At 59.1% G+C, this 16,042-nt stretch carries 15 protein-coding genes and 1 pseudogene; 11 read left to right on the top strand and 5 right to left on the bottom strand.

Translation table 11 applies throughout. The annotated features are described in order from the left end of the window. The first annotated feature begins 22 nt into the window (after window positions 1–22). The 6 genes from CAURIC_RS07285 to CAURIC_RS07260 all read left to right on the top strand — a co-directional run bounded on the left by CAURIC_RS07285 (window position 23) and on the right by CAURIC_RS07260 (window position 6,111). Window positions 23–1,975, top strand: coding sequence for an ABC transporter family substrate-binding protein (locus tag CAURIC_RS07285; RefSeq protein WP_052095101.1), 1,953 nt, complete (start codon window positions 23–25; stop codon window positions 1,973–1,975). 14 nt (window positions 1,976–1,989) lie between these two features. Then, window positions 1,990–2,925 carry an N-acetyl-1-D-myo-inositol-2-amino-2-deoxy-alpha-D-glucopyranoside deacetylase gene (gene mshB, locus CAURIC_RS07280; RefSeq protein WP_035115105.1) on the top strand — a complete coding sequence of 312 codons (936 nt, stop codon included), beginning with the start codon at window positions 1,990–1,992 and terminating at the stop codon, window positions 2,923–2,925. A gap of 237 nt (window positions 2,926–3,162) precedes the next feature. Further along, window positions 3,163–3,624 carry a hypothetical protein gene (locus CAURIC_RS07275; protein ID WP_035115103.1) on the top strand — a complete coding sequence of 154 codons (462 nt, stop codon included), beginning with the start codon at window positions 3,163–3,165 and terminating at the stop codon, window positions 3,622–3,624. 102 nt (window positions 3,625–3,726) lie between these two features. After that, window positions 3,727–4,050: a ferredoxin gene (fdxA, locus tag CAURIC_RS07270; protein WP_035115101.1), complete on the top strand. Its 324-nt coding sequence runs from the start codon at window positions 3,727–3,729 to the stop codon at window positions 4,048–4,050. A gap of 13 nt (window positions 4,051–4,063) precedes the next feature. After that, window positions 4,064–5,215, top strand: coding sequence for a succinyldiaminopimelate transaminase (gene dapC, locus CAURIC_RS07265; protein WP_052095100.1), 1,152 nt, complete (start codon window positions 4,064–4,066; stop codon window positions 5,213–5,215). A 29-nt stretch (window positions 5,216–5,244) separates the two neighbouring features. After that, a complete protein-coding gene (locus CAURIC_RS07260) occupies window positions 5,245–6,111 on the top strand; it encodes a pseudouridine synthase (protein ID WP_290182297.1) in 867 nt (288 codons plus the stop codon). Window positions 6,112–6,169: 58 nt separating this feature from the next. Here CAURIC_RS07260 and dapD read toward each other — a convergent pair whose 3' ends face one another. Continuing rightward, entirely contained in the window at window positions 6,170–7,159 is a 990-nt protein-coding gene (gene dapD / locus CAURIC_RS07255) for a 2,3,4,5-tetrahydropyridine-2,6-dicarboxylate N-succinyltransferase (protein WP_035115142.1), read from the bottom strand. A 48-nt stretch (window positions 7,160–7,207) separates the two neighbouring features. Further along, window positions 7,208–8,596 carry an amino acid permease gene (locus CAURIC_RS07250; RefSeq protein ID WP_290182295.1) on the bottom strand — a complete coding sequence of 463 codons (1,389 nt, stop codon included), beginning with the start codon at window positions 8,594–8,596 and terminating at the stop codon, window positions 7,208–7,210. Window positions 8,597–8,691: 95 nt separating this feature from the next. On the opposite strand from CAURIC_RS07250, the gene dapE reads away from it, so the two are divergent. From dapE to CAURIC_RS07225, 5 genes are all read left to right on the top strand, one after another. Further along, window positions 8,692–9,813 carry a succinyl-diaminopimelate desuccinylase gene (gene dapE / locus CAURIC_RS07245; RefSeq protein ID WP_035115140.1) on the top strand — a complete coding sequence of 374 codons (1,122 nt, stop codon included), beginning with the start codon at window positions 8,692–8,694 and terminating at the stop codon, window positions 9,811–9,813. Between the two features lie 244 nt (window positions 9,814–10,057). Continuing rightward, complete coding sequence (locus CAURIC_RS07240) at window positions 10,058–10,918, top strand: LOG family protein (RefSeq protein WP_035115098.1); 861 nt, start codon at window positions 10,058–10,060, stop codon at window positions 10,916–10,918. Window positions 10,919–10,953: 35 nt separating this feature from the next. Further along, window positions 10,954–11,280: a DivIVA domain-containing protein gene (locus tag CAURIC_RS07235; protein WP_052095098.1), complete on the top strand. Its 327-nt coding sequence runs from the start codon at window positions 10,954–10,956 to the stop codon at window positions 11,278–11,280. Further along, on the top strand, window positions 11,281–12,759 hold the full coding sequence (locus CAURIC_RS07230) for a leucyl aminopeptidase family protein (protein ID WP_290182290.1): 1,479 nt from the start codon (window positions 11,281–11,283) through the stop codon (window positions 12,757–12,759). A gap of 283 nt (window positions 12,760–13,042) precedes the next feature. After that, window positions 13,043–13,912, top strand: a complete 870-nt coding sequence (locus CAURIC_RS07225; RefSeq protein WP_035115096.1) for a methyltransferase domain-containing protein — start codon at window positions 13,043–13,045, stop codon at window positions 13,910–13,912. Window positions 13,913–14,100: 188 nt separating this feature from the next. Here the strand turns inward: CAURIC_RS07225 and CAURIC_RS07220 are convergent, their stop codons facing one another. The 3 genes and pseudogenes from CAURIC_RS07220 to CAURIC_RS07210 form a co-directional block, all read right to left on the bottom strand. Beyond that, the gene (locus CAURIC_RS07220; protein ID WP_268871062.1) at window positions 14,101–14,226 is read right to left on the bottom strand and encodes a hypothetical protein; all 126 of its coding nucleotides are present in this window, start codon (window positions 14,224–14,226) and stop codon (window positions 14,101–14,103) included. Window positions 14,227–14,470: 244 nt separating this feature from the next. Further along, window positions 14,471–14,926, bottom strand: a pseudogene (locus CAURIC_RS07215) (IS30 family transposase); the annotation flags it as partial. A 297-nt stretch (window positions 14,927–15,223) separates the two neighbouring features. Continuing rightward, window positions 15,224–15,925: a helix-turn-helix domain-containing protein gene (locus CAURIC_RS07210; RefSeq protein WP_290182285.1), complete on the bottom strand. Its 702-nt coding sequence runs from the start codon at window positions 15,923–15,925 to the stop codon at window positions 15,224–15,226. Window positions 15,926–16,042: the final 117 nt, after the last annotated feature.

The raw sequence follows: 16,042 nt of genomic DNA, 5'->3' as shown, positions 1-16,042 counted from the left end.
CCCGTCAGAAAAGGCCACGCATATGACTTCACAACACATCATGCGGGTCAGCCTAGCTGCGATGGCCACGGTTGCCGCGGTTAGCGTGGCCTCTTGCCAAGCCAACCCCGGGGATGCACCAACGGTCGAAGAACAAGCAACGTCGACCACCGCGCCCGCGCCCTTGAATCAGGACGAGCGAGGCAAGGGCAAACAAATCACGGTTGGGGTGGATGCGTTCACCACGAACCTGAATCCCCACTTGGCGGGCAATGAATCGCCATTGACCTCTGCAATCGCAGACCTCACGTTGCCCAGTGTTTTTGTGCCTGGCCCAGGAGGCTGGGTGCAGGACGACAACTTGATGCGCGAAGTGATTCCGGATGACCCAAATGCACCCACCACCATCAAGTACAAACTGAATCCGCAAGCGCAGTGGTCCGATGGCACCCCGGTGACCAGCAGCGACTTTGAATACCTAGTTTCTGTGATGGCAAACACCCCGGGCGTGGAACGTGCCGGGGGGTACCGGCGCATTGCCACATTCGACTCGCACGGTTCCGCCACGGAATTCACGGTCACGATGAAAGAGCCATACGTGCCGTGGAAAGAACTCTTCCGTCACGTGCTGCCGAGCCACATTTATCGCGCGGAAAACCACGTGTTCGGCACAATGATGGAAGGCTCGTCTGCGGCATCGGCGGGCCGTTATGTCGTATCTGCCGTGGATTCGGGCCGCGGCATCATCGAGTTGCAGCGCAATGACCGTTTTTGGGGCGCTAAACCAGCAGAAACTGACAAGCTGGTTTTCGCAGCGGTTCCCGATACCCCAACGGCAGTGCAGATGCTGCGCACCGGACAGATCCAGATGGTCGCTATGCGCCCGGCCGAACAGTCTGAGTTGTCATTTGCCCAGATCAAGGACGTGCAGCAACGCACGGCTGGACGGGCGGTTCAGCTAAACCTCACGGCGAACCTGCGCAGCACCACCATGCGGAATTCGAAAACCCGTGGCTTGATCATGCGGTCGCTGGACCGTGACGTGATTGCCAAGATTGTCTCCACGCGATCCGAGCCCCCTGCGCCCAAGTGGGATATCACTCCGGACGTGTTGGCGGGAACTCCCGAAAAGATTACGAATGCTCCCCATACACCCGTGGTCATTGGCGCGGATACTGACGATTCGATGGCAGTCAACGCGGCCCGTACCGCTGCGGACCAGCTGTCGCAGGCGGGATTCAATGCGTCGGTGAAGACCATGGAGGCCAACGAGCTGCACACCAAGGCTCTCGTCGACGGTTCGGTGGACCTCGTTGCTCACTGGCAACACAGTCCTGCCAGCCCGAGTCAGTACGCTGATCAATTTGGCTGCACCGCCGCTGGCGAAACACCGGGGAAGAAGAAAACCGGGTCTACTGCAGCGACCGGGGCCGCTGAGTCTGGCGCAGATTCCAAGAGCAACGCTGACTCTCAAGAAAACGCAGATCAAGGCAACACAGACCACGGTGAGGCGACCCAGCAAAACAACGCGGGTTCGGGCAATGCCTCGGGACAACCCGATTCGGCCACACCGACAAACCACGGCGGGGCGGAAGGCTCGGGCAGCGGGGCGTCGGCCCCCAAGTCAGAAATTGGTAACAACACCAGCGGGTTCTGCTCACCGCAAGTCGATCGACGGCTGAGTAGCGCACTGACGAGCGACACGGACCGGTTGTTTGGCGACAGGGAGTTGATTGACCAAGCCGTGGCCGCGCAAAATGTGATCCTCCCACTGCTGGGCGAGCAACAGCTGGTAGCGGTTAATTCCAGGTTGCAGGGCCCGAGCGCAGATCTGGCCGACTGGCCATTGAGCCCGATGAGTGGAATTTTCCCGACGGCGGCGCGTTGGACTATCGGGGATGTACAGGCCACTGCAGCGCCGTCACCGAACGATGTGCCGTCACCCAGCGAAGCACAACCATCCAGCGCCGCCCCAACAGCTACAACGGGACAGTAAACATAGGAGGAGCCATGCCTAACGGAATTATGGCCGTACATGCGCACCCGGACGATGAATCCATCTGGACGGGACTGGCCTTGGCGAAAGCGCGACGGCTGGGGCACGAGGTCACCAATGTGACGTGCACCCTAGGCGAAGAGGGGGAGGTCATCGGGGAGAAGTACGCCCGGCTTGTCGAGAATTCGCAGCACCCCAAAGGCACGGGCATGCTGGGAGGTTACCGAATCGCGGAACTGCAGCGAGCCCTGCAAGCGCTGGGAATCGATCATGGGCCGCTTTTGCTGGGCGGAGCCGGCTGCTGGCGCGATTCGGGTATGGCCGGCACCCCGTCGATCGAACATTCTAGGGCTTTTGCGGCGACCTGGCGCCCGGATGACTTTGCGGCGCAGGTGGCACAGTTGGTGGATCTTATTAGGGTCCGACGCCCCTCGCTGATCATCACCTACGATTCCGATGGGGGATACGGCCACCCCGATCACATTCGTGCCCACCAGATTACGCGCGCGGCGGTGGAACAACTGCGTGGAACACAGTGGGAGCCACAGCAGGTGTTATGGGCGGTGACGGATCGTGCCAAAGTCATGGCGGCCCTCGAATCAGTGGAGGCTCCGGAGGGGTGGACCATGGCCACGGAAGCTGATGTAGCAGGCGTGGATTCTTTGACGAACCCCGATGCGGTGGACTTCGTCGTCTCGGGTTCCGCAGAAGACGTGGCGTCTAAGCAAAAGGCGATGGCAGCGCACGCCACCCAGGTGTGGGTGGCCGATGGCACGCGCACGGACGTCAATTCTGAGGCGCGGCACAGCGACCCCGTGGTCTACTGCCTGTCCAACATGTTGACGCTGCCTTTGCTGAACGAGGAAAGCTACGCCGTCGGGTATACCGCGGAGAAGGCTGCACCGGATTTCGCTGCACGCCTGTTCGCAGGGAAATCGGCTACGGAGTAAGTTGCAAGAGGAGCGGAAGGAATGGCGTTTGTCTTAGCCTAGCTATACCGCGCCCGCTACTACTTCCGCCTGTTACTGCCCCCGCCAGGAACCAACCCCGCCCGGAACCAACTCAACCAGGAACCAGCCCAGCCAGGAACCAACTCCGCCCCAGAACCAACCCAGCCAGGAACCAGCCCAGTCCGGAACCAACCCCGCCCGGAACCAACCCAGTGAGATGAAAAGGAAAACACCAGCGTGACCAGTGACAAGACAGTCGAAACCGCCGAGCCAGACTGGGGTCACCCAACGAAATCGCAGGTGCGAATGGATACGACCAGGGGAGAAAAGGTCTCCGGCATTGTGTGGTTGACGATCGGCGCGCTCGGTGGGTTATTCATTGCGGTGCTCTACTTGGGTACCAGGGTGACCATCGGTGGAACCAGCTGGCCAGTGCCGTGGACCATTGTGCTTGCAGGATGGTTCAACTCGGTTATCACCCGTACCGCGTTATTGTGGACTCCCAACCGAGTGCTTGCTGGAATTCCTCTTATGGTGTGGTTGTTGGGCTTTGTGGTGCTTTCCGCATGGCCGTTCCTACCCGGGGCTAGCTCCGTACTCGTCCCCTCCACGCTGTGGTCGATGCTGGTGTTGGTAGTCGGCCTTGCCGGAGGAATGTGGCCGATGCGACCACGTTTTCCTGAGGTCGATCGCGACTGAATTAGCATATGATTGTAGAGTTGAACCACTGAAGTTTTGGCGGTGGTGTGACTAACCACTGCATGTACCTTCGAACAACTGCGAAAGGTTCGGTAACCAACGATGACTTACACCATTGCGCAGCCATGCGTGGATGTGATGGACCGTGGATGCGTTGAAGAATGCCCGGTTGATTGCATCTATGAAGGCAAGCGTGCGCTGTACATTCACCCTGATGAGTGCGTGGATTGCGGTGCTTGCGAGCCAGTGTGCCCAGTGGAAGCGATCTTCTATGAAGATGATGTGCCAGATGAGTGGGAAGAGTACAACGACGCCAATGCGGCGTTCTTCGACGATCTCGGCTCCCCGGGTGGTGCTGCCAAGCTGGGCCCACAGGATTTCGACCCACCGATGGTGGCTGCCCTGCCTCCACAGAACCAGGATTAATCAGTAGGTGGCTATGACTGACGCTTCGGGTGTGCAACCGCGGGTCTTGCGAAAGCCAGTGGGCGATCGCTTGCCGGATTTCCCCTGGGATTCTTTGGCTGAGGCAACCGCGCAGGCCAAATCCCATCCCGATGGGATTGTGGATCTCTCGGTCGGTACCCCCATCGACCCCGTTGCGCCCAGCATTCAGCTGGCACTCGCTGAATCTGCAGCGGTGCCCGGATACCCCCAAACAAAGGGTACGCAGCGTCTGCGGGAAGCAATCGTAGGCGCAATGCAGCGCCGTTATGGGGTAACGGGCCTTGATCCCAAGAATGCGGTTTTGCCTGTCATCGGCACCAAGGAAGCAATTGCGTGGCTACCAACCTTGCTGGGGGTCGGCGAGGGCCATACGGTGGTTATCCCCGAGTTGGCATACCCCACTTATGAAGTCTCTGCACGCTTGGCGGGCGCTGACGTGCTGCGCAGCGACTCTCTGCTGAAACTCGGTCCACAGCCGGTTTCGCTGGTCTACCTGAACTCCCCGGCCAATCCTCACGGTCAGGTGTTGGGCGTAGAACACCTGCGCAAATTCGTGGATTACGCGCGGCGCACCGGAACCATCATCATTTCTGACGAATGCTACGTGGGCCTAGGCTTCGAGGGTGAAAAACCCGTTTCCATATTAGATCCACAGGTATGCGACGGCGACCACCGTAATTTGTTGGCGGTGCACTCGTTGTCGAAGACCTCCAACATGGCCTCGTACCGCGCGGGTTGGCTGGCAGGAGATCCGCAGCTCATTCAAGAGCTGCTGGAAATCCGTCGTCATGCGGGACTGATGAACCCCGGCCCCATCCAAGCCGCGATGGTGGCCGCACTCGAAGAAGATGGTCACGAAACTCTGCAGCGCGAACTCTACCGCCATCGTCGCGACATGCTGAAAATCGCGCTGCGGGAAGCCGGATTCACCATTGAGCACTCCCAAGCCGGACTGTACCTGTGGGCCACCGAGGGCTGTGATGGCCGGGAGACCGTCGCCCGCTTGGCCCAGCTGGGTATCCTGGTCGCACCTGGTGATTTTTACGGTCCGCGTGGCCAGCAATTCGTGCGCATTGGCTTAACTGCCACCGACGAGCGCATCGAGGCCGCCGCCCGCCGCATCACGGAGGGTTTCGGGAAGTAACCGCGGCAGCTGATCGCCCACCCCGCCCGATGACAACGTACAGACCGGACCCCATCGACGGCATCTCCGCACAACGAATAGTCTTAAGAGAGCGCGTCCCAGACGACGGCGTGGTCTATCTTGCCGCCGCAGCGGGAGATTCCCCCTTTGCACCGGGCACAGTTTTACCTGCTGGTTCGACGCTACCCCGGGCCATTCCCGCCTGGTTTCACCCGAGGGTCGGGCGCGAGCCACAACGTTTGCTGAACCTGGATATCCCCATCGTCGCGGAAACCGAGGATGTACTCGTGGTAGACAAGCCCCACGGGTTACCCAGTACCCCTAACGGGCAGTTCATGCGCGCCTGCGTGCAGACCATGCTGCGCGTGCGACGGGAAGAACCGGACCTAGTGGCGATCCATCGCCTCGACCGGCTCACAGGAGGCTTGCTGGTGTTGTCCCGTCGTCCGCGCACGCGTGGCGCGTTGCAAACGCAATTTCAACGCCGGGAAGTCCACAAGACGTACCATGCCGATTCCACGGTTTACCTGCCGGGACACGAGTCGTGGGTGCACTATGCAGTGGGAATGGCCAAGATCGCGCACGATCCCCAAGTGAAGGTTTCCGAGGGCATAGGTAAGCAGACGAAGACTTGGGTGCGGTTGCTGGGGCCGGTGGCGTCAGAAAGAAAAAACCAGCCACCCAGGTGGCGCTATGAGGTACGGCCGACGACCGGGCACACTCATCAGATCAGGGCGCTGATGAATTACTTGGGTGCGCCAATCGTGGGTGATGATACGTATCCAGAATATAAGCCGCGGCCAGCGGATCAGCTGGAACCACGGCTTGGTTTAAGGGCAGTGGAACTGTCCCTGAAGCTTCCTGATGGGGCAGACGGGCAGTTCTGGACGCACTAGTTGGCGTGCACCTTACCGCCATGGGACGGCACACCCAGAGTCGACAGTTCCCCGTGCACTAGTTGGCGTGCAGGTCCTCGTTGAGTTCGATCGGGCCAGAACCTGCGACGGCTTCGACAGCGCCGGTCACACTGTTACGGCGGAACAGAACACCCGAGGTGCCGGAAACGTCTGCGGCCTTGACGATGTCGCCATCGGTTTTGCCTAGTGCCTGGGCAACATCTCCCTTGACGGTGATCTTCGTGCCGAAGGTGATGTAAAGGCCGGCTTCTACGGTGCAGTTATCGCCCAGGGAGATGCCAACACCGGCGTTGGCGCCCAGGAGGCAGCCCTCGCCGATGGAGATGACTTCCTTGCCTCCACCGGACAAGGTGCCCATGATGGATGCGCCGCCACCGATATCGGAGCCATTGCCCACGACCACGCCACCAGAAATTCGGCCCTCTACCATGGATGAGCCCAAGGTGCCTGCGTTGAAGTTTACGAAGCCTTCGTGCATCACAGTGGTGCCTTCGGCGAGGTGAGCGCCCAAGCGCACACGATCGGCATCGCCGATGCGCACTCCAGTGGGGACGACGTAATCGACCATGCGGGGGAACTTATCGATGCTGTAGACCGTCACTGGGCCGCGCTGGGCCTGCAGACGCTGACGGGTGAGATTGAAGTTCTCCACCGCGCATGGGCCATGGTTGGTCCATACAACGTTGGTGAGTTTGCCGAAGACACCGTCCAAGTTGCATCCGTGCGGCTGCAGCTTTCGACCGGAGATGAGGTGGAGGCGAAGGTATGCGTCATAAGCATCGGCAGGGGCCGCATCTAGGTCGGCGATGGTAGTACGGATGGCTACGCGGGCTACACCGCGCACATCGTCAGAGCCAACGAGGCCCTGGGCGTAGGGGTCGAGTTCCTCATTCCTCCGAGTGACCGTTCCCCCCTTGAAGTCGGCCGAAGAGGTCTCATCAATGAGATCGAATTCTGGGAACCATGCATCCAGCACGGTTCCATCGGCAGTGAGCGTTGCAAATCCATTACCAAAAGCTGCAGTCATAACCACAGAGTCTAGCGAACGTGCGCCCACTGCCGCTGCCTCTGGGGGCTAAACCAAGGCATCCTTCGTGTGGTCGTCGCCGGCTTTCTTTCCAATGACGACGCCCAGCCCAGACAGGGCTGCGAAAGCGATGGCAACCGTGAGCACCTGCAGGCGCGCCTGTGCATCAAACAGCATCAGGGCAGTCAAACCAAGGATCATAATGACCGTGATCCAGGACAACACGGGGTATGCCCACATGCGGACCTGCAAAGAGCCCTCGGCCTCCAACTGCGGGCGCAGCTTAATTTGAGACAGCGCAATCATGAGCCAGATGACCAGGAGGGAACCCCCGACGGCGTTGAACAGGATACCGATCAGGTTCGCTGGGCCCCAGACCTGCAGTGCAACGGAGATGAAGGCGAACAGCAGGGAAGAGATAACCGCGCGGATTGGAACGCGGGAGGAGTTGACCTGGGCGAAGAACTTCGGCGCGTAACCGGTTTTGGAGAAGCTGAACACGAGGCGGGAGGTTGCATAAATCTGTGCGTTAAACGCGCTCAGCAAGGCCAGGACAATCACGATCTCCATGCCCTTGACGGCACCGGGGATACCCGCGAGCTCGAGAACGCGCGTGAAGGGAGATTCCGCAGCAGATTCGGCTGCGCCGAGGGTCTTGAATGGCAGCAGCGCCGCGATGAGGAAGACTGCGCCCAAGTAAAAAATGGAGATACGCAAGATCACAGCGCGGACTGCGGAAGCGATGGATTCACTGGGCTTTTCGGATTCCGCTGCAGCGATGGTCACGATCTCGATGCCGCCAAATGCAAAAGCAACGGCCAGCAGGCCAGCGGCGATACCGGCAATGCCATTGGGGGCGAAATCGCTAAAGTTGCTCAAACCGGGGGAGTCGTAATCAGGGAACAAACCGAACAACAGGGCAAAACCGATGAGGATGAAGATCACGATTACAGCCACCTTGATGAAGGCGAACCAGTATTCGAACTCACCAAAACCGCGCACGGCGGCGAGGTTAACGATCGTGAAGATCACCACCGCAACCAGTGCCGGGATCCAGCCCGGCACACCGAACCAGCTACCCATGATGGCACCGGCTCCGGTGATTTCTGCACCCATCACCATGATCAGCATGAACCAGTACAGCCATCCCAAAGAGAACCCGGCCCAGTGGCCGAAGGCCTGCCGACCGTAGGTGGCGAAAGTGCCGGATGCCGGGCGCGCAGCGGCGAGTTCACCGAGCATGCGCATCACGAAGATGACTAGCACACCGGCGACAACGTATGACAAAAGAATGGCCGGGCCGGCGGCGCGCACGCCAACACCGGAGCCGAGGAAGAGGCCCGCACCAATTGCGGAGCCGAGCCCCATCATTGTGAGGTGGCGCGTCTTCAGGCCATGCCCCAACTGGGAGCTTTCGGTTTGTTTCGCAGAACTCATGCATGAATTACACCACACGGGAACTTATACACTGTAAGTACGCGAAAAATGGCTTGCGATACTACCCGTGATATTGATGGGGTATGAAAGGTGATATGGAATACAAACAGCTCGACCTTACGGTCGACCCGGTACAGCTCACCGCTGATTTGGTTGATATCTACAGTGAATCGCACCACGAAAAAACCATCGCTGACCTGCTTGAACCAGCGCTGCGCTCGATTCCCAATGTGGAGGTGAATCGTCACGGGAACACGCTCGTGGCACGAACACATCGAGATCTGGGGGACCGCATTGTGCTAGCCGGGCATATCGACACGGTTCCCCCCGCGGACAATGTGCCTTCGCGGCGTGGTCCAGACCCGCAGACGGGGGAGGACACCATTTTCGGCCTCGGCAGCGTGGATATGAAATCCGGCGCGGCTTGTTATGCCCAAGCTTTTGCCACCTTGGCCAACTCTCCGGAGCTCACGAGGGACATGACCTTGGTTCTCTACGAAGGCGAAGAAGTGGCAACGGAGTTTAATGGCCTGAATCACTTGGTCACTTCCGATCCGAAATTGCTCGATGGCAAGCTGGCCTTACTGGGTGAACCCAGCGGTGGGTTGATTGAAGCAGGGTGCCAGGGAACGCTGCGCGTGAAAGTAACCGCGCTGGGCAAACGCGCGCACTCCGCGCGGTCCTGGCTGGGGGATAATGCTTTGCACCGCCTTGCGCGCGTGCTAGTCCGAGTCGCCGACTATGAACCACGCGATGTTGAAGTTGACGGCCTGACATACAAGGAGGGACTCAATGCAGTCATCGCCGAATCCGGCGTCGCCACGAACACCATTCCGGACGAGGCCTGGGCCTTCATCAACTTCCGCTTCGCCCCGGATCGCAGTGTGGACGAAGCCCTGCAGCATACCTTCGATGTGCTACAGGTGGGTACTCCCGATGCGCCCGCGGAGGGATTCGCCGTGGAAATTGACGACACGGCGGCTGCGGCGCGCCCGGGGCTGGATCAGCCCGCTGCAGTCAGCCTCGTTAAGGCCACCGGGGGCAACGTGCGAGCGAAGTACGGTTGGACTGACGTGGCACGGTTCACCGCGCTGGGTATCCCCGCCGTGAACTTCGGACCTGGCGATCCCAGCCTGTGCCACACTCGCGATGAACGCTGCCCTGTGGCACAAATTGAGCAGGTGCATGCGCAGCTGACCAGTTTCCTCACTGCGTAGGGCGACAGTCGGGGTCCCACACTCGCGATGAACGCTGCCCCGTGGCACAAATTGAGCAGGTGCATGCGCAGCTGACCAGTTTCCTCACTGCATAGGGCGACAGTCGGGGACAGGGGGGGCGTCGAGTAAAAATAGCCGACGAGGCGGTCAAGACAGAGGGGTGGGGTGGGGCAATGCCAAGCAAAAAGGTGGACCCGGCGGTAGAAAAGTACAGGACACCTACTCGAAGAGAGAAAGAGCAACGATGACTCCCCCTCAAGAAACCCGCTACCGTGGCCCCGTGATCTTGCGGGGGCGACAGCGCGAAGATGGCGAAACGTCGACCACAGATCAGCGACTGTTGCGCGACCAGCAAGAAACTGACTGGTTGCATACAGACCCGTGGCGTGTGATGCGAATCCAAGCGGAGTTCATCGACGGATTCGGTGCGCTGGCGAAGCTACCGAAAGCCATCACGGTATTCGGATCCGCGCGTATCAAGGAAGGACATCCCTACTACGAGACGGGTGTGCAGCTGGGCGAGGCGATCCACAAGGCCGGCTATGCCACCATTACCGGTGGTGGCCCAGGATTGATGGAAGCCCCCAACCGCGGCGCGCAGGAAGCCGGGGGCATGTCCATTGGCCTAGGCATTGAGTTGCCTATGGAGCAGGGACTCAACCGTTGGGTCGATATGGGCATCAACTTCCGTTACTTCTTCGTGCGCAAAACGATGTTCCTGAAGTACTCGCAGGCGTTTATCTGTCTGCCCGGTGGTTTCGGGACCTTGGATGAGCTGTTTGAATCCCTAGTGATGGTGCAGACCGGCAAGATCCAACGTTTCCCCATCATTCTGATCGGCAGCGAATTCTGGGGCGGACTGGTGGACTGGATCCGCACTCGTCTCGTGGATGAGGGCATGATTTCACCCGAGGACGTGGATCTGTTCTACGTCACCGACGATCCGCTGGAGGCTGTTCGGATCTGCCAAGATACCCACAATGGCCAGGTGGAATCGCTGGAAGAGGAAAAGGAAAAACTACGCGAACAGCAGCGACAAGTGCAGCGTCGGATCGATAACCTAACTCGCGGCGACCATTTCGACGATCCAGCACAACCGCATTAGACACGGCTCACCACTCGGCAGGTAGATTAATAATCATGTTTTGGTTGTTGTCCTTCGCCGGTGGCGTGCTTGTGGCTGCGTTGTTGACGTTCCTTCTGGGGAACGTCTTCGGGCGTGGGGAAGAGTTCCCTGATGTGAAGAAAGGGCCTGCTTCACAAGAGCACTGGCGTAATCTCACTCAGGCTCCAGTGACGGCCGCTTCGGTCACCAAGGTCCAGTTTTCCTTGGGGTTGCGAGGCTACCGACAGGATGAAGTGGACGCCTACCTTGAAAACGTTCATGCCCGTTTGGCGGAGCTGGAAAACGCTGCCCGCACTGACAACCAATCTTCACCACATGCGCCGTTGAAGGAGGAAAACTAAGTGCCCACTACTGCCCCCATACCCTCGATCCCGCAAAGAGTTGTTGAATTGACCGCGGGGGAGCGCCTCGAGTCCAGCGAGATCATTGAGGTTTCCATTCTTTCCTCCGACGCCGCCCAGTCCCCAGGCATGGAAATCCAAGCCGATGGGTCGTTCGTTTACGGACTCAAAGGTTCGCGCCTGGCGCTATTGGATCTGACCCACGCGGAGGACTTCGAGGACGACGGTTGGCGCGCTGCGGGTGCAGATATAGTTCGCCGTCTGAGCACCCTGATTCAAGGCCACCCAGTCCGTGCCAAGAAACACCTGGTGCAGGTGAGCGTTCCCGCGAACGTCAGTGCGGATAAGCTACGTTCTTTGGCTATTGGGATGACGGTGGGAAACCACACGTTCGTCACCACCAATAAACGTCGAAAGCCCAAGGTTCGTCGCGCCCACATCGTTTTGCCGGGTAACGGCAAATCGGCAACGTCCGAGCACCTAGCGAACGCCGTGAAAACCGGAGCGCGTTTAGGTGCGGCGACGTGTCTGGCCCGGGACTTAGCCAACGCTCCGGCAAATGTGAAATCGCCGGAGTGGTTCGCGCGACAAGCTAAGAAGGCCGTTAATGACATCGAGGGCGTGAAGGTACGCATTCGTGACGAAGAATGGCTGCAGCAAAAAGGCTTCGGTGGCATCCTGGCGGTGGGGCAGGGCTCTGTGCGTCCACCGCGGTTGGTGGAACTGGTGTGGGACCCAGAACGAATTGGGCAGAAGCGCCGGCGCAAGACCGTCGTGCTGGTTGGCAAGGGTGTGACCTTCGATACTGGCGGTATTTCCATCAAACCCAGCGCGAACATGGATTCCATGCGCACGGACATGACTGGAGGAGCCAGTGTACTGAGCGCCTTCCAAGCGCTTGCCGAGATGCAGGTACCCCGCAAGGTCGTGGCACTGATTCCAATGGCAGAAAACATGCCCAGCGCATCGGCCTTCCGTCCCGGGGACGTGATCGAGCACTACGGTGGTCTGACCAGCGAAATCACCAACACAGATGCAGAAGGTCGTTTGTTGTTGGCGGATGCCGTGAATTACGGCGCACGTAAGCACAAGCCGGCAGCAGTGGTTTCCATCGCTACATTGACTGGCGCAGCCAAGGTTGCGCTGGGCTTGCGAACCGGTGCCGTGTTTGCACCCGATTGGGGTGTGGGTGTGAAGTTGTCGCGCCGGGGTGCTTCAGTTGGCGAGCGATGGTGGCCGATGCCCACGCCGGAGTACGTAGAAGACGATGTGGATTCCAAAATTGCAGACGTGCGTCAGTGCCCGCCGGGACCAGGAGCAACTACTGCGGCAATGTTCGTGCGCCGCTTTACCCGGGGCGTGGCCCATGTCCACCTGGATATTGCCGGACCCGGGCGTGCGGAGGGCATTTACGATGAGATCACCCCGCTGGGTACCGGTTTCGGCGCCCGTACGCTCATTCAGTGGTTGAGCCGCTAGGAATGTGGTGGATGAGCCGCTAAAAATGTGGTGGTTGAGCCGCTAGGAATGTGGTGAATGAGCGAGTAGGTGATCAGTGGCAGCGTTGCAAAGCCTCGGTCGCGAGGTCGCGGGGCTTCACATTTTCAGTCGCTGGGAATGTGGTGGCCCATGAGATGGAGTGCCCATGCTCGTGGGGGCACTATAAAATCCATTCGGGTTAGTTTGCTGGGGAGTCGTCTACCTGCCCAGCCGAAGATAGTGTTATAAATAACGGAATCAATTTTGCTGGAAGGAATAGTCAGTGCTGGAAGACGTCATTGACCTGCTGGCGGATCCCGTCGATGGCACCGCCTTAGCCGCGGGGGACGACAAGTGGAAGACGTTGGTCTCTGAATCGGGTCATAGTTATGACATTGCTCGCCAAGGTTATGTCACCCTAGCCGGGGGCTCTGGCCTGCGGTATTCAGGCGACGATGCTTCCATGATCGACGCCCGCGAGACATTCCTTTCCGGTGGCCACTTTGCACCCTTTGTGGAAGCGGTCACGCACTCCGTTGAGGAAGTCCTTGACGAGGCCGGAGTATCAACGGATGCCAAGCCGGGCATCGTGGAGATCGGTGCTGGCACCGGTTACTATTTGGCGCACTTGCTCGACACCGTGGAGGGTGCCCGAGGAATTGGTGTTGATGTGTCCACGGCTGCGGCTAAGCGCCTCGCGCACGCACACCCGCGCGTGGGGGCCGTGGTGGCGGACGCGTGGTCTCGCCTTCCTATCCGCGACGCTAGCGTGGATGCCATCACCGTTATTTTCGCACCCCGCAATGCGGCTGAATTCGCCCGTATCCTAAAGCCTCAGGGCGAGGTAGTGGTACTCACCGCGGACCGTGGGCACCTATCGGAGCTACGCGAGCCCTTGGGCATCCTGGACGTGGAGGACGGTAAGGTACAGCGCATGATTTCGCAAGCTTCGGGGCACCTCACGCCTGTCGGGCCATCCCAGCCCGTGGAATTCACCATGCGTTTGGACCAGGCCTCCATTGCCGCGCAGATCGGTATGAGCCCGTCGGCCCGCCACATTCATCCAGATGTTTTGCAGCAGAGGATTGAGGCTCTTCCCCATGTCATGGAAGTGACCGCCCGTGCGCTCATTACTCGTTTAAAGAAATCTTAGGTTTCAGCTTAGAAACTTACGCGGAGTGCGTTAGAGTCAACGGTGAGGGCTCGCATCATGTGAAGGTGGTTGGTTGCTCGAGCCCTCGCTGTGGTGGATGAGGTAAGTGTGGTGTTTGCCTCGTCTTGGAAGGAGAAATGTGCCCTCGGCGCCCCCATGAAGGAGCCCCGAGGGCACATTTTAATTGCTTAACGTGGTATATCCGGAACGGCGACGTTGACCGCAACCGCGTTGGTGTTGCTGTCGGCAGCAGCTTTGTCGGTGGGAACTGCGTTGGTGGTGCTGTCGGCAATAGCTTTGTCGGGTGCAAACAAGTGGGCCAACATATCGATGCACAACTAGGCAGCGGAGCCTACAGCAACTGCGAAGCCCGGGTCCGTGACCACTGTGGAACCAGGGGTCCCCATAGAGGTTGTCAACTCCGCGGGTGAGATTGTTCGGGTTGCAGGAGGCGAATTCGGGAAGGGTATAGGAGGTTCTTTCGAACGTCCCGGTGCCGGTATTCTCACGTTGACCAATGAATGTGCAGCAGAAGTCCAACAAAACTGCCGGGAAGGGTCAGGCGGTGAATGCAACATCTTCGGATGGATCGAGGTTAAAGAATACTTCCCTCGGGGTCAGTCCATCTAGCACCACCCGTGGAGTGTCGTTGATGAGGTCTTCATATTCCTGGAGTTGCTCATGGGTCACCGTGGCAAGATCGGTGCCTTTCGGAATGAATCGGCGTAGCTCGGCATTAATATTCTCGTTACTCGGCCGCTGCCATGGGGAGTGCGGATCGCAGAAGTAGAGCTTCAACCCCTCAAAATGTTCGGCCAGCTGACCACTGGCATCCATTTCCGCGCCCTGATCCCAGGTCAGGGTCTGGACGCGACGGTCTGGGGCGATAGCCATCTGGTTGATCTGCCCGAGCATGTCTTTCAACGCGGTGACCACGGTCTGGGACGTGTGATCGGTGGTTAACAACCTAGCCATGAACAACCGGCTATGCCGTTCTATCAAGGTGATGATCGCGTGCTTTCCACCCTGAGCGCCTCACACGAGGTCACCTTCCCAATGTCCTGGCACTGCCCGGTCAGCAGCGTGTGGTGGGCGGGTGGAGTATTGTCGCGCCATGAACCCATGGTTTCGCCCCGCGCCCGCGAGTCGGTAGCTTCGAGCGGGGTCGTCGTCCTGTGCGACCTGATCGAAAGGGCGTAGTCGACGGTTAACTCATGGCGTAGCCCACCAGCTGCTTGGACGTAGAGGGCTTGGTACATCGTTTCGTGTGACAAGGTCAACTCCTGATGAATGCCGGATAAACGTTTCAGCCTAGCTACGATACGTTTCGGTGAGACCTGCCGGTTCAAGCAGTCGAATGACGATACGTCGTAACGTGGTATGAGCATCAAGTTTTCGCGGTTTCGGGCGTTTGGCTGCATCGATGCTGCGTTGCTGGGCTATCAGTGGGTGATACACCCCGTCGATACTGTTGCGGGTGACCTCGCGGCTGATCACGCTGGGATGCCTGCCGAGTTGTCGGGCGGTGCGGCGGATGGAATAACTCTGATCTAGGCAAAACTTGATGTAGACCCTGTCGAACGCGGTTAAGCGCATACCCCGGCCGACTTTGACTGTCGCTGGCTGATAATTCACCACCACGGGGTCTACTGACAACACAATGGGTTGATCACGGTTACTTGTCGACGATACCGACGGGCGGGGCACAGGCATGACAGAATTATGTACCCACCGGTACACGGTAACTGGGTGGACACCAGTTCTGGCGGCAATATCGTGATCACTTCGCCCAGCACATGCTAAGAACATGACCATCATCTGGGTGGTTGTCTTGTGGGTGGCAAGACCACCACCACCACGTCCCCGCGCAAGGCGCGCACCTTGGCTTGTGATGTAGTCCCGCAACGCACGGTCGGTACAGCCAGTGGCTTGGGCTGCGTGCAGTGCGCTGTAGCGGTGGTTCGCGATCAGGTCGAAAGCAGCAACAACAGCAGGATCGGGAGTGTAGGACATAATCAACACCTCATGAACAAATCAGGGTGTTGCATTCACCACTAGACCCCACCGCCGCATTTTGTCAGAGTTCTGCTGCACATTTTGCGTACTAGCGAGTGGGCGGTGGGTGCTTCG

The organism is Corynebacterium auriscanis (assembly GCF_030408435.1).
Taxonomy (GTDB): Bacteria; Actinomycetota; Actinomycetes; order Mycobacteriales; family Mycobacteriaceae; genus Corynebacterium; species Corynebacterium auriscanis.
Note: the sequence above shows the minus strand (reverse complement) of the source record. Positions and strands in the feature narration are given on the sequence as shown.